Raw genomic sequence first — 21,713 nt, forward strand, 5'->3', positions numbered from 1 at the left:
TGATCCTGCCTGGCGTTTCGGAGAACCGGCGCGCCGCCCCGCGCCTCGCGTGGCATTCGCGCAATAAGAGGTCTACGGTGGCGTTGGTTGGGTGGATTCACAGAGGATTCACGAAAGGTCAGGAGAGGCCATGGCTACGGCCGAAGGGTATCTGCGCCGGCTCACACGACGCCTGACGGAGGACCCAGAGCAACTCGACGTTCAAGAGCTCAGTGAGGAAGCGGTCAATACCGGCGCGATGAAGGCAATCGACTACCACCGCGGGCAGGAGGTGACCATGGTCGGGACTCTCCGCACTGTCGAATGTAACGGCAAGGGTTGTCCCGGTGGCGTGAGAGCCGAGTTGTTCGACGGCTCGGACACGGTGACGCTGGTTTGGCTGGGTCAGCGCCGCATTCCCGGTATCGAACCAGGCCGGACCCTGCGGGTGCAGGGCCGCGTCGGCCAGCTGGAGAACGGCACCAAGGCGATCTACAACCCGCGCTACGAAATTCAGAAGTGAGCTTGAGCGACGACAGCGCTTCCGCACCATCCACGAGTGAGCCTGAGCTGACGGTTGCCCGGGGCCGCGCAGTTCTGGACCAGATGGGCGGAATCAGCGGCCTGATCTACTCGTCGCTGCCGGTGGTGGTGTTCGTCCCGGTCTCCACGTTGTTCGGCCTGATGCCCGCGATCGCCGCGGCGCTCGTCGTGGCCACCCTGATTCTCATCTGGCGACTGATCCGGCGTGACTCGGTTCAACCAGCGGTCTCCGGATTCTTCGGCGTTGGCATCAGTGCGCTGATCGCCTATGTGGTGGGCGAGGCGAAAGGCTTTTTCCTGCTTGGCATCTGGACGTCGTTGCTCTGGGCCGTCGTGTTCGGCGTATCAGTGCTCATCCGGCGGCCGATGGTCGGTTACATCTGGGGCTGGGTCAATACCCACGACCGCGCCTGGCGTGAGGTACGTAAGGCCGTCATGGCCTTCGACATCGCCACCGTCATCTGGGTGCTGGTGTTTGCGTCGCGGTTCCTGGTGCAGCAGCACCTGTATCAGGCCGACCAGACGGGCTGGCTGGGTATCGCCCGAATCGCCATGGGCTGGCCGCTGACGGCTGTCGCTGCGCTTGTGACCTATCTGGCCATCCGCGTCGCGCGCAATGCTCTCCATGCGTACCAGGGCGCCGAACGCGTCAACTGAGCGGTTTGCCGCCTAGCGGACGGTCGGATCCAGTAGCAGTGCCCGCAGCTCATCCTCGACCTCGCTGACGGTCACGAATAACAGCTCGTCGCCGCCCTCCAGAGGTTCGTCGGATTGGGGCACGATCACTCGTGGGCCACGCAGAATGGTGACCAGCGAGGCGTCGCGCGGGAGGTTGAGCCGCTTCACGGGCTTTCCGCCCCATGGGGTATCGGCGGGCAGCGTGATCTCCACCAAGTTGGCGTGGCCCTTGCGGAATTCCATGAGCCGCACCAGATCGCCGACGGCGACCGCTTCTTCGACCAGTGAGGCCAGCATCCGCGGAGTCGACACCGCAACGTCGACGCCCCAGTTCTCGTCGAACAGCCATTCGTTGCGGGGGTCGTTGACCCGGGCCACCACGCGCGGTACCGCGAACTCGGTCTTGGCCAGCAGGCTGACCACCACATTGACCTTGTCGTCGCCGGTGGCCGCGATCATCACGTCGAACTGTTCCAGCTGCACCGACTCCAGCAGAGTGATCTCACAGGCATCACCCACACACCAGTTTGCCGCCGGAATGGCGTCGACGTCGATGTGGTCGAGGTTGCGCTCCAGCAACGTCACCTCATGGTTGTTCTCCAGCAGTTCGCGGGCGATGGAGCGGCCGACGGCACCGGCACCGGCGATGGCGACCTTCATTGGCGCCCCTCCTTACGATTGTGGGTGGCTCGTTTCATTCCGAGTCCGCGTCCGCACTGGGTGGCAGCGCCGCGATGGCCAACGCTTCTGCGATGCGGCCGGACACTGCGGCGAGATACACCTGATCGCCGGCCTGGATGACAGTTTTCGCGTCAGGCAGGTAGCCGGTGCCGAACCGCAGAATAAACGCCACCCGGCCGCCCGTTGCGGTCTCCAGTGCGGTGACCTTCTGCCCCGCCCAGCCCTCGTGCAGTGCCAGTTCGGCGACTCCGACGCTGCCGGAGGGATCGCGCCACTTGGTGGTCTCGGTCTCGCGCGTGACCAGATCGAGCAGGCGGTCGGTGGTCCACGGCACGGTGGCCACGGTCGGGATTCCGAGCCGCTCGTAGACCGCGGCGCGCTTGGCGTCGTAGATACGGGCGACGACGCGTTCGACGCCGAAGGTCTCGCGGGCCAGTCGGGCCGCGATGATGTTGGAGTTGTCGCCGGAAGACACCGCCGCGAAGGCACCGGCCGTCTCTATCCCGGCCCGCAACAGCACATCGCGGTCGAAGCCCATACCGAGCACCTGCTCGCCGGGGAACTCCGGAGACAACCGTTGGAATGCGGTGCTGTCTTGGTCGATGACGGCGACTTCGTGCCCGATCCTGGCCAGGCTGTCCGCGAGAGATGAACCTACCCGGCCGCATCCCATGACCACTACACGCACGCGACGGTCCTCTCGTTGGCTGAAAAGCAAGCTGTAACTAAACCCGTGCAGTGGGAACGCTACCGCTCTCGGGTCGTGGGCCTACCCTTGGCACTCGTGTCCAAGGTTTCGACCGCAGCGCGTCGGCTCGTTCTCGGGCGGCCGTTCCGCAGCGACAAGCTCTCCCACACCCTGTTGCCTAAGCGGATCGCGCTGCCGGTGTTCGCATCTGACGCGTTGTCATCGGTGGCCTACGCACCCGAGGAAGTATTTCTGGTGCTGTCGGTGGCCGGGCTCGGCGCGTATTCACTGACGCCGTGGATCGGCCTGGCCGTGGGCGGCGTCATGCTCATCGTGATCGCCAGTTACCGCCAGAACGTGCACGCCTACCCGTCCGGTGGTGGTGACTACGAGGTGGTCACCACCAACCTGGGTCACACCGCGGGACTGACGGTCGCCAGTGCGCTCATGGTCGATTACGTGCTGACGGTGGCCGTGTCGATGTCGTCGGCGATGTCGAACATCGGCTCGGCGGTACCGTTTGTCGCACAGCACAAGGTGATCATCGCCGTCATCGCGATCCTCCTGCTGGCATCGATGAATCTGCGCGGTATCCGGGAATCGGGGATCGCGTTTGCCATCCCGACCTACGCATTCATGATCGGCATGTACATCATGTTGGGCTGGGGGCTGTTTCAGATCTATGTACTGGACCACCCCCTGCGAGCCGAATCGGCCGGCTTCGAGATGAATCCAGAGCACGGTGAAGTACTCGGGTTCGCGCTCATTTTTCTGGTGGCGCGGGCGTTCTCGTCGGGTTCGGCGGCGCTGACCGGTGTCGAAGCCATCAGCAACGGTGTACCTGCGTTCCGGAAACCCAAGTCGCGCAACGCGGCCACCACGCTGCTGCTCCTCGGTGTCATCTCGGTGAGCCTGCTCATGGGCATTATCGTGCTGGCCAAGGCTACCGGGGTGAAGATCGCCGAACGTCCCGCAGAGCAGCTGATCGGCGCGCCCACCAACTATCATCAGAAGACTCTCGTCGCGCAGTTGGCCGAAGCGGTCTTCCACAACTTCCCGATCGGCCTGTATCTGATTGCAGGTGTGACCGCGCTGATCCTGATGCTCGCGGCCAACACCGCATTCAACGGTTTCCCGGTGCTCGGCTCGATCCTGGCCCAGGATTCCTTCCTACCCCGCCAGCTGCACACCCGCGGTGACCGGCTTGCCTTTTCGAACGGCATCCTGTTCCTGGCCTTCGCCGCGATAGCGTTCGTGGTGGCGTTCCGGGCCGAGGTGACCGCGCTGATCCAGCTTTACATCGTCGGTGTATTCGTGTCGTTCACGTTCAGCCAGATCGGCATGGTGCGGCACTGGACCCGGTTGTTGCGCACCGAGACCGATCGACCGACGCGCCTGCACATGATGCGCTCGCGAGTGATCAACGCAATCGGACTCACCGCTACCGGCACGGTGTTGGTGATCGTCGTGCTGACCAAATTCCTGGCCGGTGCGTGGATCGCGATCCTGGCCATGAGCGCGCTGTTCGTGGTCATGAAACTGATCCACAAGCACTACGACACGGTGGCCCGTGAACTCGAGGTGCAAGACGCGGCCGAGGCAGGCGACATCGTGCTGCCGAGCCGCAACCACACCGTGGTCCTGGTGTCCAAACTGCATCTGCCGACCAAGCGGGCGCTGGCCTATGCGAGGGCCACCCGTCCTGACGTGCTCGAAGCGATCACCGTCAGCGTCGACGACGCCGAGACGCGTGCACTGGTCCACCAATGGGAGGACAGCGATATCAGCGTGCCGCTCAAGGTCATCGCGTCGCCATACCGTGAGATCACCCGGCCTGTACTGGACTACGTCAGGCGGGTCACCAACGAGTCGCCGCGCACGGTCGTCACGGTGTTCATACCCGAGTACGTCGTCGGCCACTGGTGGGAGCAGGTGCTGCACAACCAGAGTGCGCTGCGGCTCAAGGGTCGGCTGCTGTTCATGCCGAACGTGATGGTGACATCGGTTCCCTGGCAACTCAATTCATCCGAACGGGTGAAGATCACGCTGACTCCGGGTAGTGCTCCCGGCGATGCCCGCAGAGGATTCCTGGAGTGACTGAGCTGATCCTGACCACGGGTGCGGCGGCCAACGGCGGCAGCTGCGTGGCGCGTCACGAGGGCCGGGTGGTTTTCGTACGTTACGCGCTGCCGGGTGAGACGGTGCGGGCGCGGGTTACCGATGAGCGTGGATCCTATTGGCACGCTGAGGCTTCCGAGGTCATCGAAGCCTCACCCGACCGGGTCGACTCGTTGTGTCCGATTGCCGGTGTCGGCGGTGCGGGCTGTTGTGATCTGGCATTCGTCGAACCTGAGGCGGCGAAGCGGCTCAAGGGCGCCGTGGTGGCCAATCAGCTGGCGCGACTGGGCGGATACGATTGGCCCGACGATGCCTCGGCCAGTGCCGAACCCGTCGGAGTGGTCGGCGCGACCGGGTGGCGTACCAGGGTGCGGCTGGACACTGCGGCCGACGGCACCGCCGGATTCCACCGTTACCACAGCACTGAGCTGGTCGCCGATCTGAACTGTGCCCAGTTGCCGGCCGGGCTGCTCGACGGTTTGGCCGGATCGCATTGGCCCACGGGATCACAACTGCACGTGGCACTTGATTCGGACGACGTCCGCCATGTGGTCGTCTCGCGCGCCTCCGCGGAGCAGCCCAAGGTCGCCAAGGCCAAGGATGGACGCAAGCACACGACCCGGGTGATCGAAGGCAATTACGACGCCACGCAGCGCGTCGGGGGCCGGGTGTGGCGGGTGCCGGTGACGGCGTTCTGGCAAGCCCATCGTGACGCCTCGGCGCTCTATAGCGAGTTGGTCGCCGGTTGGGCGCAGCTGCAACCCGGTATGACGGCGTGGGATCTGTACGGCGGCGCAGGGGTTTTCGCTGCCGCTCTGGCCGAGCAGGTCGGCGAGGGCGGACACGTCGTCACCGTGGACACGTCGCGCGGTTCGTCGCGATCGGCCCGGGCCGCTCTGGCCGACCTGCCCTGGGTGTCGGTGGTTACCGACTCGGTGCGGCGCGCGTTGTCGACACAGCGAGCCCGTGCCGACGTGGCAGTGCTCGACCCGCCGCGTACCGGCGCAGGCCGCGAGGTGATCGATCAGGTGGTGGCCGCGGAGGTGCCGCGTGTCATCCATATCGGCTGTGAAGCAGCGTCATTCGCACGCGATGTGGGTCTGTACCGCAAGCATGGCTATGCGGTGGAGGAGTTGCGGGTGTTCGACTCGTTCCCGCTCACTCACCATGTCGAGTGCGTTGCCATCCTGACCCGCTGACCGTGCCAACTGACCACGCCGAGCAGACATGGGTGTACCGGAACTGCGGCGTGTCGGGGACTTGCGTGTCTGCTCGGCGGAGAACGTTGCCCACGGAGTCATGGTGAGCAACCGTGATGGCCGGTTCGGCCGGCGGCTGCTGACCCGCAGCGGATCCTGGGCCGAGGCCGGCCGGATATCCGAGATCCTGCGCAAGGAGACCGTCGGCGGCATCCTGCTGCTCGTGGCCGCGAGTGCCGCGCTGATCTGGGCCAATTCGCCGTGGGCGCAGACGTATCACCGGTTGTCGGCGCTGGTGATCGGGCCGGGATCCCTGCACCTCAACCTCAGCGTGGCCGCGTGGGCGGCAGATGGTCTGCTTGCGATCTTCTTCTTCGTCGTCGGGGTGGAACTCAAACGCGAGTTCGTCGCCGGCGACCTGCGCGACCCGGCCCGCGCCGCACTGCCGATCGCCGCCGCCGTGGGTGGCATGGTCACGCCTGCGGCGATCTTCGTCGCGATCAACCTGGCCACCGGACACTCGGAAAACCTCGGCGGCTGGGCGGTCCCGATCGCGACCGACATCGCCTTCGCACTTGCGGTGCTCGCGGTGCTGTCCAGCCATCTGCCGTCGGCGCTGCGGATCTTCCTGCTGACCCTGGCAGTGGTCGACGATTTGCTGGCCATCATCGTCATCGCCGTTTTCTACACCGATCACCTGGCGCCCGGTCCACTGGCGGCCGCGCTCATCCCGATCAGCCTGTTCGGCCTGGCGGTGCAGCGCGGTGTCCGGCGGTGGTGGATTCTGCTGCCCTTGGCGCTGGCCGCCTGGATGCTGGTACACGCCAGCGGGGTGCATGCCACCGTGGCCGGGGTGCTGCTCGGGTTCACCGTTCCGGTCCTGGGCAGCCACGCCGCCGCCGAGCAGTTCGAGCACCGCATGCGGCCGCTGTCGGCCGGTATCGCGGTACCGCTGTTCGCTTTCTTCGCCGCGGGTGTGACGGTCGGCGGGTGGTCTGGCCTCGGCCTGGCGCTGACGCATCCGGTGACATTGGGCGTCATCGCCGGGTTGGTCCTCGGCAAACCCATCGGGGTGTTCGGCACCACATATCTGCTGGCCCGATTCACCCATGCCAGCCTGGGCGAAGGCCTGGCCTGGCGGGATGTTCTCGGTGTGGCGTTACTGGCAGGCATCGGCTTCACCGTGTCGCTACTCATCGGGGAACTCGCGTTCGGCCACGGTGACGTCGCCGACGACGACGTCAAGATCGCGGTGCTGACGGGATCGGTTATCGCAGGTCTGCTGGCCGCGCTGGTGCTGGTCGCGCGTAACGCGGCATACCGGCGGATCGAGCAACTGGAGACCGTCGATACCGACCACGACGATGTGCCCGACATCTACCCGCCACGCGAGGGCTGAACCAGGTTCCGTGCGTACACTGAACGAATGCTTGAACAGGTCCGCGGTCCCGCTGATCTGCAACACCTGTCGCAGTCACAGCTAACTGACCTCGCGCAGGAGATCCGGCAATTCCTGATTCACAAGGTCGCTGCAACCGGCGGGCATCTTGGCCCCAACCTGGGTGTGGTCGAACTGACGCTGGCGCTGCACCGGGTGTTCGATTCACCATACGATCCGATCGTCTTCGACACCGGCCATCAGGCCTACGTGCACAAGGTGTTGACCGGGCGCAGCCAGGACTTCGACTCGCTGCGGATGAAGGGCGGCCTCTCGGGCTATCCGGCCCGCAGTGAGAGTGAGCATGACTGGGTGGAGTCCAGTCATGCCAGCTCGGCGCTGTCCTACGCCGACGGCCTGGCCAAGGCGTTCGAACTGAACGGGCACCGCAACCGTCACGTCGTGGCCGTCGTGGGGGATGGCGCGCTGACCGGCGGCATGTGCTGGGAGGCCTTGAACAACATCGCCACCGCGGGGCGCCCGGTGGTCATCGTCGTCAACGACAACGGCCGCAGCTATGCACCGACCATCGGCGGATTCGCCGACCACTTGGCCGGCCTGCGGCTGCAGCCCGGCTACGAGCGGATCCTCGAAGAGGGCCGCAAGGCTGTCCGGGGACTGCCCGTCGTCGGCGAGTTCTGCTATCAGTGCATGCACAGCATCAAGGCGGGCATCAAGGATGCAATCTCCCCGCAGGTGATGTTCACCGATCTGGGTATCAAGTACATCGGCCCCATCGACGGTCACGACGAACACGCTGTGGAGAACGCGCTGCGGTATGCCAGGGGCTTCAACGCACCGGTGATCGTGCACGTGGTCACTCGCAAGGGCATGGGCTATCCACCGGCGGAGAACGACGAGGCCGATCAGATGCACTCGTGCGGTGTGATCGACCCCGAGACCGGGCTGGCCACCAAGGCCTCTGGAATTGGCTGGACCTCGGTGTTCTCCGAGGAGCTGATCAAGATTGCCGCCAAGCGCCGCGACATCGTGGCGATCACGGCGGCAATGCCCGGGCCGACGGGGCTGAGTGCGTTCCGTGAGCGCTACCCGGACCGTTTCTTCGACGTGGGTATCGCCGAACAGCACGCGATGACCTCGGCCGCCGGGCTGGCGATGGGCGGTCTGCATCCCGTGGTGGCGATCTACTCGACCTTCCTCAATCGGGCATTCGACCAGCTGCTCATGGATGTCGCGCTGCACAAGCTGCCTGTGACCTTGGTGCTGGACCGCGCTGGTGTCACCGGTCCCGACGGCGCCAGCCACAACGGGATGTGGGACCTGTCGGTCCTCGGTATCGTGCCCGGTATCCGGGTGGCCGCTCCCCGTGACGAGTCACGGCTGCGTGAGGAACTCGCCGAGGCCCTCGCCGTCACCGACGGGCCGACCGCCATCCGCTTCCCCAAAGGCGATGTGGACGAAGACATCTCGGCGATCGAGCGGCGCGGTGATATCGATGTACTGGCGGTCCCGACGCCCGGCCTTACCGATGACGTCCTGTTGGTGGCCGTCGGCTCGTTCGCGCCGATGGCGCTCGCGGTGGCCGAACGGCTGCGCAACCAGGGTATCGGCGTGACAGTGGTCGACCCCCGGTGGGTGCTGCCGGTGCCCGACGCGCTCCGCGACCTGGCGCGCACGCACAAGCTGGTGGTCACCGTCGAGGACAACGGTGTGCACGGCGGCGTCGGTTCGTCGGTCTCGGCGGCATTGCGGCACAACGAGATCGACGTACCGTGCCGCGACGTCGGGGTGCCGCAGGAGTTTCTGGCGCACGCTTCGCGCGACGAGGTGCTCTCCGACGTGGGACTGACGGATCAGCACATCGCTCGGCAGATCACCGGTTGGGTGGCAGCCATCGGCACCTCGGCCGCCGAACGCGAAGTGTCCGAACAAGTCGACTGATCCCGTGCGGGTCACCGTCTTGCGGCCCACTGTCAGACCAGGTTTCGACGACGCCACGGGCGCTCGACAGTAGCAACCGACTCGCGAGAGATGTTGCCCGGATTCAGCTTTCGATGGTCAGGGCGGTGGTGAGGATCGGCACCGTCAGCTCTCGCTGCCAGGGCCGCACCTGAGCCTCGATCAGGAATTCCTCGACCGCCGTCGCGACGTCGGGCACCGGTTGCCAATCCCAGCACAGCCGGCGCACCACCTCGGGCGTGATGAGGTTCTCTGCAGGTACCGAAACCCGTGCGGACAGTTCGGCCAGGCCGGCCCGCGCGGCCTCCAACCGGGCCGCGGCCTCTGGTTTGCGCCTGCCCCAGCGGACGGCCGGTGGCGGGCCGTTCTGCGGCTCGGCTGCCGTCGGCGGGTCAGGATTCTGCCGGGCGCGCTCCAGTGCGTCGAGCCAGACCTGCGCGCTGCGGCGTTGTTTGGATCCGCCGAAGATCGGCAGCACAGTCAGCTCGTCGACGGTCTTGGGATCGGCAGTGGCGGCATTGACGATCGCCGAGTCGGGCAGGATGCGGCCGGGAGCGATATCGCGGCCGCGGGCGATGTTGTCGCGCGTGGTCCACAGTTCCCGGACAGCGGCCAGGGCCCGCGGATTGCGTACCTTGTGGATTCCTGACGTGCGTCGCCAGCGCTCGCGGCGGGTGGGCTGCCCGACGTAGGTTCGCAGGTGCTCGAATTCCTGTGTGGCCCAGTCTGTCTTGCCCTGCTCCTCGAGCACTGCCGCGATCGCGTCCCGCAGCTCCAACAGCACCTCAACGTCCAGTGCGGCGTAGTTCAGCCAGTCGTCGGGAAGTGGCCGCTTCGACCAGTCGGCCGCACCGTGGCCCTTCATCAACTGCAGGCCCAGCAGTCGCTGCACCATGGCCGCCAGATTGACCCGCTCGAACCCAGCAAGCCGGCCCGCCAGTTCGGTGTCGTAGAGCTGGGCCGGGCGTAACCCGATCTCGGCGAGGCACGGCAGATCCTGGTCGGCGGCGTGCAACACCCATTCGTCGGCTTCGAGCGTGTGCGCCACGGGGGCCAGCGCGTCGATCGGGGAGCCACCGTGGTTCACCGGATCGATCAGCACCGTGCCCGCCCCGGCCCGGCGAATCTGCACCAGGTAGGCGCGGTTGGAATAGCGAAATCCCGAGGCGCGCTCGGCGTCGATGGCGAACCGACCTGCGCCGCGCGCGAGAAGCGTTGCCGCCGAGGAAATCTCCTGGGAGGTGACGCACACTTCGGGTACGCCGGCAGCCGGTGCGAGCAGAGGAGTGGCCTCGGGCTCGGCCGCCTCGCTAAGGTCTGATTCTCCGTCTGTCATCTCACGCGCGCGTGGGAACTCAGGTCCGTGACGCCGGCCGGGGGTAGCCCAGCCGCGTGCTCGAGGACTTCACAGAACGCCTCCACGTGCGGTCCCAGCTCCAGGTTGGTGGCCGTCCACGAGGCCCGCAGCTCCAGCTGATGGGCACGCGGGGGGCCGGAGATGTCGCCGTACCGCACTGAAGTGGTGGCGGTGACGGTGCCGCCGAGCGCCGTGACATGCTCGGCGCGGGTATCCAGGGCGTCGACCAGCCAACTCCACGCCACTTCAGGCAGCAGCGGGTCGACGGCCTCGCTGGAATCCAGATCGGCCTGGATGTACGCCACGAGCCGCATGGTGCCGTCCCACGCCTCGGCGCCCTCGGGGTCGTGCAGCAGGATCAGCCGGCCGAAGGCATCGCCTTCGGACCGCTCCGGGACGATCGCGGTTTCGGGGTGCTTGACCTCGGCGCCCAGCGCGTAGCTGTAGGGCGCCAGCCGCTGCGGCGGGCGGATCGGGCCCAGCTCAATTTCCGGGCGTACGGAGGTGGCATTCATAGCCGCCACCGCCGTCCGGAACTGTGCCGGTTCGGCAGACGTCACATCATTTGACGCTAGCCCATCGGGCCAGGACAGTGGGCAGGCGCGCCGTATTGATGCCGGCGCGGCGGTGTGGGAATCATGTGACCGGCTCCGTGGCACCATAGGAGCCGATGAATACCCGTCGCGAGCTGCCCAAGTCGCCCTACCTGGCTGCCGCCAGCGGCCGCACCCCGCACCGTGTGCCGGTGTGGTTCATGCGGCAGGCCGGCCGGTCCCTGCCTGAGTATCGGGCGTTGCGCGCCCAGCACCGCATGCTGGAGGCCTGCTTCGACCCCGAACTGGTCTGTGAGATCACCCTGCAGCCCGTCCGGCGCCACGGCGTCGACGCTGCCATTTTGTTCTCCGACATCGTGGTGCCGCTCAAGGCGTCCGGCGTCGGTCTGGACATCGTGCCCGACGTGGGGCCGGTGATAGAGCACCCGATCCGCACGATCGCCGACGTGCAGGGATTGAAGCCGCTTGAGCCACAGCAGGTCTCACCGGTCGCCGAGGCGGTGTCACTGCTGGTGTCGGCGCTGGGCGAGGTGCCTTTGATCGGGTTCGCGGGCGCCCCGTTCACGCTGGCGTCCTACCTCGTGGAGGGTGGCCCGAGCCGCCATCACGAGCGCACCAAAGCGATGATGCACGGCGAGCCGGAGACCTGGCACGCGCTGATGACGGTGTTGACCGATCTGACCATCGCATTCCTGCAAACACAGGTGGAAGCCGGGGTGGACGCCCTGCAGGTGTTCGACTCCTGGGCCGGGACGCTGTCACTGGCCGACTACCGCAGCCACGTGCTGCCGCACAGCGCCCGGGTGTTCGCAACCCTGGCCGCGGCCGGAGTATCGATGACTCACTTCGGTGTGGGCACGGCCGAACTGCTCGGCGCCATGTCCGAGGCGGTGGAACCGGCCACGGCTGCCGTGGTGGGGGTCGACTGGCGTACGTCACTCGTCGACGCGGCCGCCAGGGTCAGGCCGAGCACCGCTCTGCAGGGCAACCTCGATCCCGTGGTGTTGCTGGCCGGTTGGCCGGTAGCCGAAGCCGCGGTGCGCCGGGTGGTGGAGGACGGGCGTCAGGCGGTCGCCGCCGGTGCCGCCGGACATATCTTCAATCTGGGCCACGGGGTGTTGCCTGCGACCGATCCTGGCATCATCACCGAGGCAGTGGCGCTGGTCCACGCGCTGTGAGAGCAGCGTACTGCATTGTTGGCGGCGGGATTTCGGGCCTGGTCGCGGCTTACCGCTTGCGGCTGGCCGCCGGTCCCGACGCCGACATCACACTGCTGGACCCGGCCGACCGGCTGGGTGGAATCTTGCGCACCGAGCGTGTCGGCGGGCAACCACTCGATGTCGGCGCCGAGGCGTTCGTGGTCCGCCGGCCCGAGATGCCGGCTTTGCTGGCCGAGCTGGGGCTGACACGGCGCCAGATCGCCACCACCGGAGTGCGTCCCCTGATCTACAGCGGCGGGCGGCTACATCCGATGCCGCTGGGCACGCTGCAGGGCATTCCCGCTGAGGCATCGTCGCTGCGGGGGCTCGTCGACGACGCAACCGTGGCGCAAATCCTGGACGAGCGGACGCGACCGTTTCGCTGGCGCCGCGGCGCCGATCCCACAGTGGCTGAGCTTGTCGGAGACCGGTTCGGAGCGCAGGTGGTGACTCGCTCGGTCGACCCGCTGCTGGCCGGTGTGTACGCGGGGTCGGCGGCCACCATCGGGTTGCGGTCGGCCGTCCCGCCGCTGGCCACGGCACTTGACCGGGGTGCGCCGAGCCTGACCGATGCCGTGCGCGCGGCGCTGCCACCCCCGACCGGTGACTCCGTGTTCGGGGCGTTGGATGGCGGTTACTCCGTGCTGCTGGACGAACTGCACCGCCGGTCGGCGGCCCGCTGGGTTCAGGTGGGCGCCGAGCGTGTCGACCGGGGCGAGCAGGGCTGGGAGGTGCTCGACGACGAGGGCACCCGGTGGCATGCCGACGCGGTGATCCTGGCCGTCCCGGCGCCGCGGCTGCCGAAGCTTATCGAGCACATCGCACCTGGGACCGCGGCTGCGGCTCGTCGCATCCGCGTCGCCTCGGCGGCGGTCGTGGCCCTGGCGCTGCCGGGCGGGACACCGCTGCCGCAGCAGTCCGGGGTACTGGTGGCCGGTACCGATCAGGGCGACGAGCCCAGGAACCCCGTCAACGCAAAGGCCGTCACCTTGTCGTCTCGCAAATGGGGACGCCGTGGCAACGTCGAACTCGTGCGGCTCTCGTTCGGCCGCTACGGCGACACCCTGGCCCGCGACACCGGCGACGAGGACCTGCTGGCGTGGGCCGCGCGCGACCTCAACACCCTGTTCGGGGTGACCGTTGACCCGGTCGACAGCCACGTGCAGCGGTGGATCGACGCGATGCCGCAGTACGGCCCGGGACACCCAGAACTGGTGGCCGAGCTTCGTGCCGGGTTACCGCCGACACTGTCGGTGGCCGGTGGCTATCTCGACGGCATCGGGGTGCCGGCATGTGTGGCGTCGGCCACCCGTGCTGCCGACACATTGCTGAAACCCGGCGTGGCACGATAGGCCTATGGCCAAGCTTGATTTCGACGCACTGAACTCCACCCTGCGCTACCTGATGTTCTCCGTGTTTTCGGTGAACCCAGGTGAACTGGGGGAGGATCGCGCCGATGTCATCGACGAGGCTGCGTCGTTCTTCAAGGCCCAGGAGGATCGCGGTGTCGTGGTCCGCGGCCTGTACGACGTGGCCGGGTTGCGCGCCGACGCCGACTTCATGATCTGGACCCATGCCGAGAAGATCGAAGCGTTGCAGGCCACCTATGCCGACTTCCGCCGCACCACGGCGCTGGGCCGGGTCAGTGACCCCGTGTGGAGCAGTGCCGCGCTGCACCGGCCTGCCGAGTTCAACAAGAGCCATGTTCCGTCGTTCATCGCGGGTGAGGATCCCGGCGCCTACATCTGCGTGTACCCGTTCGTGAGGTCCTACGAGTGGTACCTGCTGCCCGACGAGGAGCGCCGCCGGATGCTCTCCGAACACGGCATGGCCGCCCGCGGGTACAAGGACGTGCGCGCGAACACCGTTCCGGCTTTCGCCCTGGGCGATTACGAGTGGATCCTGGCGTTCGAGGCGCCCGAGTTGGACCGCATCGTGGACCTGATGCGGGATCTGCGCGCCACCGACGCCCGGCGGCACACCCGTGAGGAGACCCCGTTCTTCACCGGGCCACGGGTCGCTGTCGAGGAACTCGTCGCCAAGCTGCCGTAGCGACACCCGCCTGGCGGGTCGTCTGGCTCGGTTTGTCACGCTGGAGTGACTGTCGAGCCCGACAGTCACTCCAGCGTGACAGATGGTGCCGTGCAGTAACACCCGACCGGCGGCCTGACCTGGGTATTTCGGGGGCAGGCCTACCCTCGCGGATATGACTGCTCCAGAAGACACCACGCGTCATTTCGAAGAGATGTATCGCGACGAGCGGACATCGCATGGATTACCGGCCGCGACCCCGTGGGACATCGGTGGTCCGCAACCGGTCGTGCAGCAGCTCGTCGCGGTCGGCGCCGTCAAGGGTGAAGTGCTCGATCCCGGTACCGGTCCCGGCCACCACGCCATCCACTATGCGTCAAAAGGCTTGTCTGCCACAGGTATCGACGCGTCGCCCAGTGCGATTGAACGGGCGAGGGAGAACGCCGCGAAGGCCGGGGTAACGGTCGACTTCCAGGTTGCCGATGCCACCAAACTCGACGGCCTGGAGGGCCGGTTCGACACCGTCGTCGACTCCGCGTTCTTCCATGTGTTCACCGGCCAGCGGGAACTGCAGAAGTCCTATGTCCGCGCGCTGCATCGCGCCACCAAACCCGGGGCTCGGCTGTTCATGTTCGAGTTCGGTGACCACAACGTCAACGGTTTCCGTATGCCGCGGTCCCTCACGATCGACGATTTCCGGGCGGTACTGCCGGACGCGGGCTGGGACATCACTTACCTCGGCCCCACCACCTACCAGGGCAACGTCAGCGTCGAGACCTTCGAGATGATGGCCGCTCGTAACCCCGACATGGCCGAGGGCATGGAACCCTTACTGGAACGGCTGCGGGTCATCGAACCGTGGCTGACCGACGGCCGCGTGCACATGCCGTTCTGGGAAGTGCACGCCACCAGGATGGGCTGACCGAGCTGGACGCCTGGATCGTCGGCCGGGCGATCAACCCGCCGCAGCACCGAACAACAGGCCCAGCAGATAAGTGACGCTGGCGGCGCCGTAGCCGATCAGCAGTTGGCGCATCGCACGTCGCAGCGGCGGACCGCCGGAGAGCAGGCCCACGGTCATGCCCGTCGTCAGCAACGCCAACCCGACCAGGACCGCTGACACCACCACGGCGACGATGCCGGCAAGTCCGAACAGGTAGGGCAGCACCGGGATCAGTGCCCCGGACGCGAAGAACAAGAAGCTCGACGTCGCCGCCCGCAATCCGGTTCCCACGGCTTCGCGCTTCTCGGTGGACACCTCGCCGAACGGTGAGTCACCCAGCGCGCCGGACCGCAGGCTCGCGAAGACCTCGGCGGCGCGGTCGGCGGCCTCCCGCTGGCTCATGCCGCGGGCCCGGTACACCAGCTCCAGCTCGTTGGCGTCGACATCGAGCGCCCGCACCGCGGTACCGGCGGTGGCACTGGGCGTGGAGGCCTCCAGCAGTTCGAGTTGTGAGTTGACCGATACGTACTCACCGGCGCCCATGGACAGCGCTCCCGCGATCAACCCGGCCAGACCTGTCGCCAGAATCGTTTGATTGGACACCCCGGTGGCGCTGATGCCCAGCACCAGCGCCAGATTGCTGACGAGCCCGTCATTGGCGCCGAATACCGCGGCGCGGAAGCTCCCCGACAGTTGGTCACGGCCCCGGCTGGCGAGTGCGCGTACGACCTCCATGTGGATGCGTTCGTCTGCGGCCATCGTCGGCGTGGCATCGGTGTCGGTCTCGTAGGCCGAACGTGCCTCGGCGCGTTGCGCGAGCGCCAGAGTGAAGACCGAACCGAGGTGCCGGGCCAGGAAGCCCAGTGCGCGGGTCCGCACGTCGGGCCGGCGAGGGTGGCCCACCTGGTCGCCGAGCAAAGTCAACCAATACCGCTCGTGCCTGCCCTCTGCGGCGGCCAGCTCCAGCAGGATGTCCGGTTCGGCACCCTCGCGGCGCTGTGCCAGATCCCGGTACACAGCGGCCTCGGCGCGTTCATTGGCCAGGTATTGTCGCCACCGTCGCAACTGCGAGTCGGTGGGCTGCGAAGCAGCCATGCTCGACGGCGCCTCTCAGCTCTCAGCCGGTACCAGGCGAAGCGAGATCGAGTTTATGCAGTACCGCTGGTCGGTAGGGGTGGGATAACCCTCGCCTTTGAAGACATGACCGAGGTGGCTGTGGCAGTGGGCGCACAGCACTTCGACCCGGCGCATACCGAGGGAATCGTCGGACCGCAGGATCACCGCGTCTGAATTGGTCGGGTCGAAGAAAGATGGCCAACCGCAATGGGATTCGAACTTCTCGGTGCTGCGGAACAGCTCGGCGCCGCAGGCCCGGCACTCGTAGACCCCTTCGGTCTTCGTGTCGGTGTACTCCCCGGTGAAGGGGCGTTCGGTACCTGCCCGTCGCAGCACCGCGAACTCTGCCGGAGTGAGCTTCTCGCGCCACTGGTCATCGGTCAGTTCCAGCTTGGGACCCGGGTTCGTCATATCCCCAAATTACGTGGTGTGCATCAACACGCGCCAGATCCGCCGATGTCCGGGATACACCGCGGTCATGCTGTGGGGCTCACGCCGAGACGGCTTCTCGCGGCCGGTTCAGCCACACCGGGTCAATGCCGTCGTCGAGCCGATCGTCAGCCTTGGCGTCCAGGTAGCGGAAGTACAGCACGCAGAACACCACGATCAGGATCAGCGACCAGCCGTAGGTGATCTTCATGTACTCCAGGAAGCGGCCGGTCGTCGGCCAGCGCCACATCAACCAGCGATCCATCGTCATGAACCCGTAGACCCCAAGCCACGCAGGCCAGTTCCGGATCACCGAGTTCGGCAGCACCACCGTCATCAGGAACGGGAACAGCGTCATCGAGTAATAGCCCTGGGCGAGCGAGAGCACCAGCCACGAGGTGATCAACAGCACGCCCGAGGAGGTCAGCATCCAGAACAGTTGGTCGCGTTCGCGGTAGTAGCGGTACAGCAGCCACAGGCTGACTACGGCGAGTACCACGAACGCGAGGCGCAGCGCGACGATCAGCCACATCGGCAGCCCGTAGTAGATGCCGTTGCCCACGATGGCGGAGTTGAAGTAGTCGCGGGTCTGCATGATGTAGGGCAGCGTGTTGTGCACGAAGCCCATCGGGTCCGCCGACAGGGGCCAGGCCACCGCGTTGAACACGATCGGCACTGCGAATGCCGTGACCAACGCACGCCACTGACGGTTCAGTAGCGGTAGCAACAGCAGGACGCCGAGCAGTGGTTTGACCACCAGCGTCATCCCGATTGCTGCGCCCGCCAACCACTGATGGTTCTGCTTGCCGTCGAGCAGCCAGCGGAAGAACAGCACCTCGGCCAGCAGGATACAGCCGTTGATATTGGTGAAAACCAGTGTGTTGGTTACTGATTCGGTGCAGAACATGGCCAGCAGGAGGGCCGGCAGTGCCACCGAGGTCAGAGAGAATTTGAACAGCCGCACCAGAAGACAGGCCGCGATGATGACGGCTATCGAATTGAACGCGACGAACCAGAAGCGGGATGCGAACTCCGGCAGGAATCCGAACGGGGCCAGCAACAGGGTGCCGCCCGGTGGATACAGGTAGTGCGGGTCGACGAAGTTGAAATGTTCGTTGTAGATGGCCCAGTGCCGCCGAAAATTCGACACCGCGCGGTACACCGGACCGAAGTCGTCGGTGATGTAGCCGTTGGTGGACAGCACGTAGCTGCGGTGGATGATCGACATGATCGCCAGCGGCCACAAGACCGAGCGCAGCACCGTCGCAGTGCTGGGCGGGGAGGTGCGGGGACCGAATGCCCCCAAAAGGCCGTTACGGATGGAATCGACTGCCGTCACGCCCGAACCGTACACCGGTGACCGGAGGGCGAGCTGTCAGGCAGGACAGAACGTGTCGGTGTCCGGCACCTTGCCGGTGTCGAGATATAGCGTGATCGGTTGCAGCGCACAGGGGGTGTAGATGCTGGCGCCGTGGCCGATGCCCTGCCACATGACCCGCCGGTTGATGGCGCCGGCGTTGATGATGCTGGCGGCAACGGCCGACACGCCGTCACTACCGACGATGGGGTCGTTCTGCACACCGAGGATCAGTACCGGGATGCTGAGGTCCTTGGGATCCGCGGGTGCCGAACTGCTAGGCCAGTTCAGGCATTTCACCAAATCCAGGGCACCGACAGTGCCGAACTCGGGGTAGAGCTTGCCCCACTGCACGACGAGTTCGCGTACCCGGTCAGGTGTCGGCCGGTTGAGGGCATCGCCGCAACTGTTGATGAACTGACCGTCGGTCTGCCGCAGCGACTGTGCTTGCGTGATCAGATCGTTGAGCAGAGTCGGGTCGCCGGACCGGGCGGCGGCCAGCGCGGCTGCCAGATCGTTGGTGGAGCCGACGCGGTCACCGCGCGGGAACCCCAGCGCGGTGCTGATGGCGTCGACCACGGCGGCCACCGATGCCCCGCCGGGCCCGCGGCCCGCGCGGGCATCGGCCAGCACCGCGTCGACCGCCCCTTTGGGGTCTGCTCCGAGCGGGCAGTTGGTGGCGACACACTGCGCGGCGAATGCGTCGAGCGCCGCCTGCTGGCCCTTGACCCGCTGTTCGGCGGCGGCCTCGGCGCCGATGGCCAACGGCAGGGGTGAATCGAGGAGCAGCCGTGACACCTTGTTCGGGTGCGAGCCGGCGTAGGCCAGCGCGACCTGTGCACCGTTGCCGATGCCGAGCAGCGCCAGGGCCGGAACGTCCCAGGTGCTGCGCAACCGTTCGAGATCCTCGGCGGCGTGGGCGTTGTTGTACGCCGAGTCGCCTGGGGCGATGGTGTCGGTGCAGTTCGTGGTGGCGGTCTGGGTCACCGCACCCAGATTGGCGACCGGGTCGTTGCCGGACTCGAACTGGGCCTGGTCGTGCATTTCCTGACGGTCGTACGCATCGCGGCAGTCCACCGCCTCAGACAAGCCCATGCCGCGGCGGTCGACGGCGACGATCGGATGGGCCGCCAGGACGTCGGCTCCCGACCGCGACAACCACGCCGGCAGCTGGACCGAGGACGGGATGTCGGACCCCGTGGTCATCACCAACGGGGCCGCGTCGGCCGGTGTCTGCGCCGAGGTCGCCCGCACCACACCGATGTTCAGCGATCCACTGGCGCCTTCGATCGGGTCGAGGTCGGCATCGTAGGTGGCGCAGTCCAGCTTGACCCCGGGTACCGGCGGTGTCGCGGCGTTGCCGAACAGGCGTGCGGTGCAGTCCCGCCATTGCAGCGGATCGTTTTTCGGAGCTTCCATCGGCGGTGGGCCCGCCGGTTGGGGTGCGGTGGTCTCGGGTTGTCCCTGCGGGTGGGCGCCGGTGCCGGTGGCGTACTTCGGGTCCGCGGCAAGGATGGGGGCGCACCCGGAAAGCAGTGCCGACACCGCGATGGTCGACACACTCAGGGCCCTCACCAGCTGATGACGCATGGTGACCACAGTAGCGATAGGTCTGTCATCGGCTGCGGACGTAACGGGTGTACAGGTAGCCCTCATGGTCGGTGAGCAGATGGGCCGGACGCATCTGGGCGTGCACCTGGCCGGGCCCGGTGGCGATACGGCGCGCGACCCCACCGACGAGCAGCGGCGCGACCGTCAGACACAGTTCGTCCAGCAGATGGTCCTCGATCAGTGTGCTCAGCACCTGCGGCCCGCCTTCGGTCAGCACCCGAAACAGTTTTCGCTCGGCAAGGATCCGCAGCGCCACCGCGAAGTCGACCCGGCCCGGGTCGGAGCCTGACGCGTCGATCACCTCCGCGATCGCGCCGAGCCGATGGCGTGCATCGGCGACTGTGTTGGCGCACGTGAGGATCAGGGGGGCAACTTCGGTGCGGGTGAAGAATTTCGAATCGTGGTCGAGGTTGGCCGACGCGGTGACGACGGCGATCGGCGGTATCTCCGCCTGGCCGCGCCGCCGTCGGGCCTCGCGTTGCGCGGCGGAGAGCTGGGCGCCCGAATAGTTCTCGATGCGTACCGTGGCCGCGCCCATCAGAATGACGTCGGCGGCCTCGCGCATGATGTTGAACAGGGCGCGGTCACCCGGTCCGGCCAGCCCGCCCGATTTCCCGTCCGACGTGGCGCCGCCGTCCAGACTCGAGATCATGTTGCCGCGCACCCAGCAACGCTGCAGGTCATCGGGGTAGGCGTAGAGCTCACGCACCTGGCGGTCGTCGGCGGTGTCGATAGGGCCGAGCACTGTGAGCTGTGTCCCAGCGGTGTCATCGGGCATGAGCAGAATTGGAGCACGTCGCTACGCTGCTTGCATGCAGGGGTCTAGCGTCATCGCCCACCTTGCCGATCGGCATCCCACGGTCACCCCGGAGCGGTTGGTTGCGCAGTTGATCCCACCGCCGACGTTCTCCGACGTCAGCTTCGACAGTTACCGGCCCGATCCGGCGGAACCGTCACAGGCCGCGGCCGTGCAGTCGTGCCGGCAGTTCTGCGAGCAGGCGGCGGTGCGGCGGGCCGGGAAGAAGAAGCTGTTCGGCAAGCGTGCGGTGCTGCCAGGCGTGGGGTTGTATTTGGACGGTGGGTTCGGTGTCGGTAAGACCCACCTGCTGGCGTCGACGTACTACACGTTGTCAGCCGCGGGGGATGCGCCGACGGCGTTCGCCACATTCGGCGAGCTCACCCAGATGGCCGGCGTGTTCGGCTACAACGAGTGCATCGACCTGCTGGCCGACTATGTGGTGGTGTGCATCGACGAGTTCGAGCTCGACGATCCGGGCAACACCACACTGATCTCGCGGCTGTTGTCGGCACTCGTCGAACGCGGTGTGTCGATCGCGGCGACCTCCAACACACTGCCCGAGCAGCTCGGTGAGGGCCGGTTCGCGGCGCAGGACTTCCTGCGGGAGATCAACACGCTGGCTCAGATCTTCACCACAGTGCGCATCGAGGGGCCCGACTACCGTCACCGGGACCTGCCACCGGCCCCCGAGCCGCTGACCGACGACCAGGTGGAGGACCGCGCCACGGTGACGTCCGGGGCCACACTCGACGGCTTCGACGCCCTGTGCGCACACCTGGCCACCATGCATCCGTCGCGCTACCAGGCGCTGATCGAAGGCGTCACCGAGGTGTTCATCACCGGTGTGCACCCGATCGACGATCAGAGCGTGGCGCTGCGTCTGGTGGCGCTGACCGACAGGCTCTACGACGCCGGCATTCCGGTGCTGGCTTCGGGAACCAAGCTGGACACCATCTTCAGCGCGGAGATGCTCGCCGGCGGGTTTCGCAAGAAGTACCTGCGAGCCACCTCCCGCCTGCTGGCGCTGACCGCCGCCGCCCAAGCTTCCCTCGGCGAGCAGTCATAGAATCGCG

20 protein-coding genes are annotated in these 21,713 nt (G+C 66.7%); 11 read left to right on the forward strand and 9 right to left on the reverse strand.

The genetic code is table 11. From position 1 onward, the window contains the following. The first annotated feature begins 130 nt into the window (after positions 1–130). Together H276_RS0100520 and H276_RS0100525 are read left to right on the forward strand one after the other, a co-directional pair. The gene (locus tag H276_RS0100520; RefSeq protein WP_019969353.1) at positions 131–502 is read left to right on the forward strand and encodes an OB-fold nucleic acid binding domain-containing protein; all 372 of its coding nucleotides are present in this window, start codon (positions 131–133) and stop codon (positions 500–502) included. A gap of 83 nt (positions 503–585) precedes the next feature. Then, positions 586–1,179, forward strand: coding sequence for a DUF3159 domain-containing protein (locus tag H276_RS0100525; protein ID WP_019969354.1), 594 nt, complete (start codon positions 586–588; stop codon positions 1,177–1,179). A gap of 12 nt (positions 1,180–1,191) precedes the next feature. On the opposite strand, the gene H276_RS0100530 is transcribed toward H276_RS0100525, so the two are convergent. Both H276_RS0100530 and H276_RS0100535 read right to left on the reverse strand, forming a co-directional pair. Continuing rightward, the gene (locus tag H276_RS0100530) at positions 1,192–1,860 is read right to left on the reverse strand and encodes a TrkA family potassium uptake protein (RefSeq protein WP_019969355.1); all 669 of its coding nucleotides are present in this window, start codon (positions 1,858–1,860) and stop codon (positions 1,192–1,194) included. A 34-nt stretch (positions 1,861–1,894) separates the two neighbouring features. Beyond that, entirely contained in the window at positions 1,895–2,569 is a 675-nt protein-coding gene (locus H276_RS0100535) for a TrkA family potassium uptake protein (protein WP_026356422.1), read from the reverse strand. A gap of 96 nt (positions 2,570–2,665) precedes the next feature. Between H276_RS0100535 and H276_RS0100540 the strand changes: the two genes are divergently transcribed. The 4 genes from H276_RS0100540 to dxs all read left to right on the forward strand — a co-directional run bounded on the left by H276_RS0100540 (position 2,666) and on the right by dxs (position 9,226). Beyond that, positions 2,666–4,666, forward strand: a complete 2,001-nt coding sequence (locus tag H276_RS0100540; protein ID WP_019969357.1) for an APC family permease — start codon at positions 2,666–2,668, stop codon at positions 4,664–4,666. Next, on the forward strand, positions 4,663–5,886 hold the full coding sequence (locus tag H276_RS0100545; protein ID WP_019969358.1) for a class I SAM-dependent RNA methyltransferase: 1,224 nt from the start codon (positions 4,663–4,665) through the stop codon (positions 5,884–5,886). The genes H276_RS0100540 and H276_RS0100545 overlap by 4 nt, the downstream gene beginning before the upstream one ends. A 100-nt stretch (positions 5,887–5,986) precedes the next feature. Beyond that, positions 5,987–7,285, forward strand: coding sequence for a Na+/H+ antiporter NhaA (gene nhaA / locus H276_RS0100550; RefSeq protein WP_036460437.1), 1,299 nt, complete (start codon positions 5,987–5,989; stop codon positions 7,283–7,285). Positions 7,286–7,312: 27 nt separating this feature from the next. Next, complete coding sequence (dxs, locus tag H276_RS0100555; RefSeq protein WP_019969360.1) at positions 7,313–9,226, forward strand: 1-deoxy-D-xylulose-5-phosphate synthase; 1,914 nt, start codon at positions 7,313–7,315, stop codon at positions 9,224–9,226. A gap of 103 nt (positions 9,227–9,329) precedes the next feature. Here dxs and H276_RS0100560 read toward each other — a convergent pair whose 3' ends face one another. Both H276_RS0100560 and H276_RS0100565 read right to left on the reverse strand, forming a co-directional pair. Beyond that, positions 9,330–10,580 (reverse strand): ribonuclease D, encoded by a 1,251-nt coding sequence (locus H276_RS0100560; protein ID WP_019969361.1) that lies wholly within the window; start codon positions 10,578–10,580, stop codon positions 9,330–9,332. Then, the gene (locus tag H276_RS0100565; RefSeq protein ID WP_231376584.1) at positions 10,577–11,116 is read right to left on the reverse strand and encodes a DUF3000 domain-containing protein; all 540 of its coding nucleotides are present in this window, start codon (positions 11,114–11,116) and stop codon (positions 10,577–10,579) included. Before H276_RS0100565 ends, H276_RS0100560 begins: the two co-directional genes overlap by 4 nt. 155 nt (positions 11,117–11,271) lie before the next feature. Between H276_RS0100565 and hemE the strand changes: the two genes are divergently transcribed. The 4 genes from hemE (at position 11,272) to H276_RS0100585 (ending at position 15,307) form a co-directional block, all read left to right on the forward strand. Further along, complete coding sequence (gene hemE / locus H276_RS0100570) at positions 11,272–12,333, forward strand: uroporphyrinogen decarboxylase (RefSeq protein WP_019969363.1); 1,062 nt, start codon at positions 11,272–11,274, stop codon at positions 12,331–12,333. Further along, positions 12,330–13,706 (forward strand): protoporphyrinogen oxidase, encoded by a 1,377-nt coding sequence (locus H276_RS0100575; RefSeq protein ID WP_026356424.1) that lies wholly within the window; start codon positions 12,330–12,332, stop codon positions 13,704–13,706. The genes hemE and H276_RS0100575 overlap by 4 nt, the downstream gene beginning before the upstream one ends. Positions 13,707–13,710: 4 nt before the next feature. Continuing rightward, on the forward strand, positions 13,711–14,406 hold the full coding sequence (gene hemQ, locus H276_RS0100580) for a hydrogen peroxide-dependent heme synthase (RefSeq protein WP_018600500.1): 696 nt from the start codon (positions 13,711–13,713) through the stop codon (positions 14,404–14,406). Between the two features lie 154 nt (positions 14,407–14,560). Continuing rightward, positions 14,561–15,307 (forward strand): class I SAM-dependent methyltransferase, encoded by a 747-nt coding sequence (locus H276_RS0100585; RefSeq protein ID WP_026356425.1) that lies wholly within the window; start codon positions 14,561–14,563, stop codon positions 15,305–15,307. 33 nt (positions 15,308–15,340) lie between these two features. Here H276_RS0100585 and H276_RS0100590 read toward each other — a convergent pair whose 3' ends face one another. The 5 genes from H276_RS0100590 to H276_RS0100610 all read right to left on the reverse strand — a co-directional run bounded on the left by H276_RS0100590 (position 15,341) and on the right by H276_RS0100610 (position 20,619). Beyond that, positions 15,341–16,423, reverse strand: a complete 1,083-nt coding sequence (locus H276_RS0100590) for a VIT1/CCC1 family protein (protein ID WP_019969366.1) — start codon at positions 16,421–16,423, stop codon at positions 15,341–15,343. Positions 16,424–16,438: 15 nt separating this feature from the next. After that, entirely contained in the window at positions 16,439–16,855 is a 417-nt protein-coding gene (gene msrB / locus H276_RS0100595; RefSeq protein ID WP_019969367.1) for a peptide-methionine (R)-S-oxide reductase MsrB, read from the reverse strand. 79 nt (positions 16,856–16,934) lie between these two features. Further along, positions 16,935–18,227, reverse strand: a complete 1,293-nt coding sequence (gene aftC / locus H276_RS0100600; protein WP_026356426.1) for an arabinofuranan 3-O-arabinosyltransferase — start codon at positions 18,225–18,227, stop codon at positions 16,935–16,937. A 21-nt stretch (positions 18,228–18,248) separates the two neighbouring features. Then, a complete protein-coding gene (locus H276_RS0100605) occupies positions 18,249–19,820 on the reverse strand; it encodes an alpha/beta hydrolase (RefSeq protein ID WP_196807806.1) in 1,572 nt (523 codons plus the stop codon). A gap of 25 nt (positions 19,821–19,845) precedes the next feature. Next, positions 19,846–20,619, reverse strand: a complete 774-nt coding sequence (locus H276_RS0100610; protein WP_019969370.1) for a pyrimidine reductase family protein — start codon at positions 20,617–20,619, stop codon at positions 19,846–19,848. Between H276_RS0100610 and zapE the strand changes: the two genes are divergently transcribed. Next, positions 20,618–21,706: a cell division protein ZapE gene (zapE, locus tag H276_RS0100615; RefSeq protein WP_196807807.1), complete on the forward strand. Its 1,089-nt coding sequence runs from the start codon at positions 20,618–20,620 to the stop codon at positions 21,704–21,706. The two genes, H276_RS0100610 and zapE, sit on opposite strands and share 2 nt — an antisense overlap. Positions 21,707–21,713 lie beyond the last annotated feature (7 nt).

The sequence above is a fragment of the Mycobacterium sp. 141 genome, assembly GCF_000382405.1.
Lineage (GTDB): Bacteria > Actinomycetota > Actinomycetes > Mycobacteriales > Mycobacteriaceae > Mycobacterium.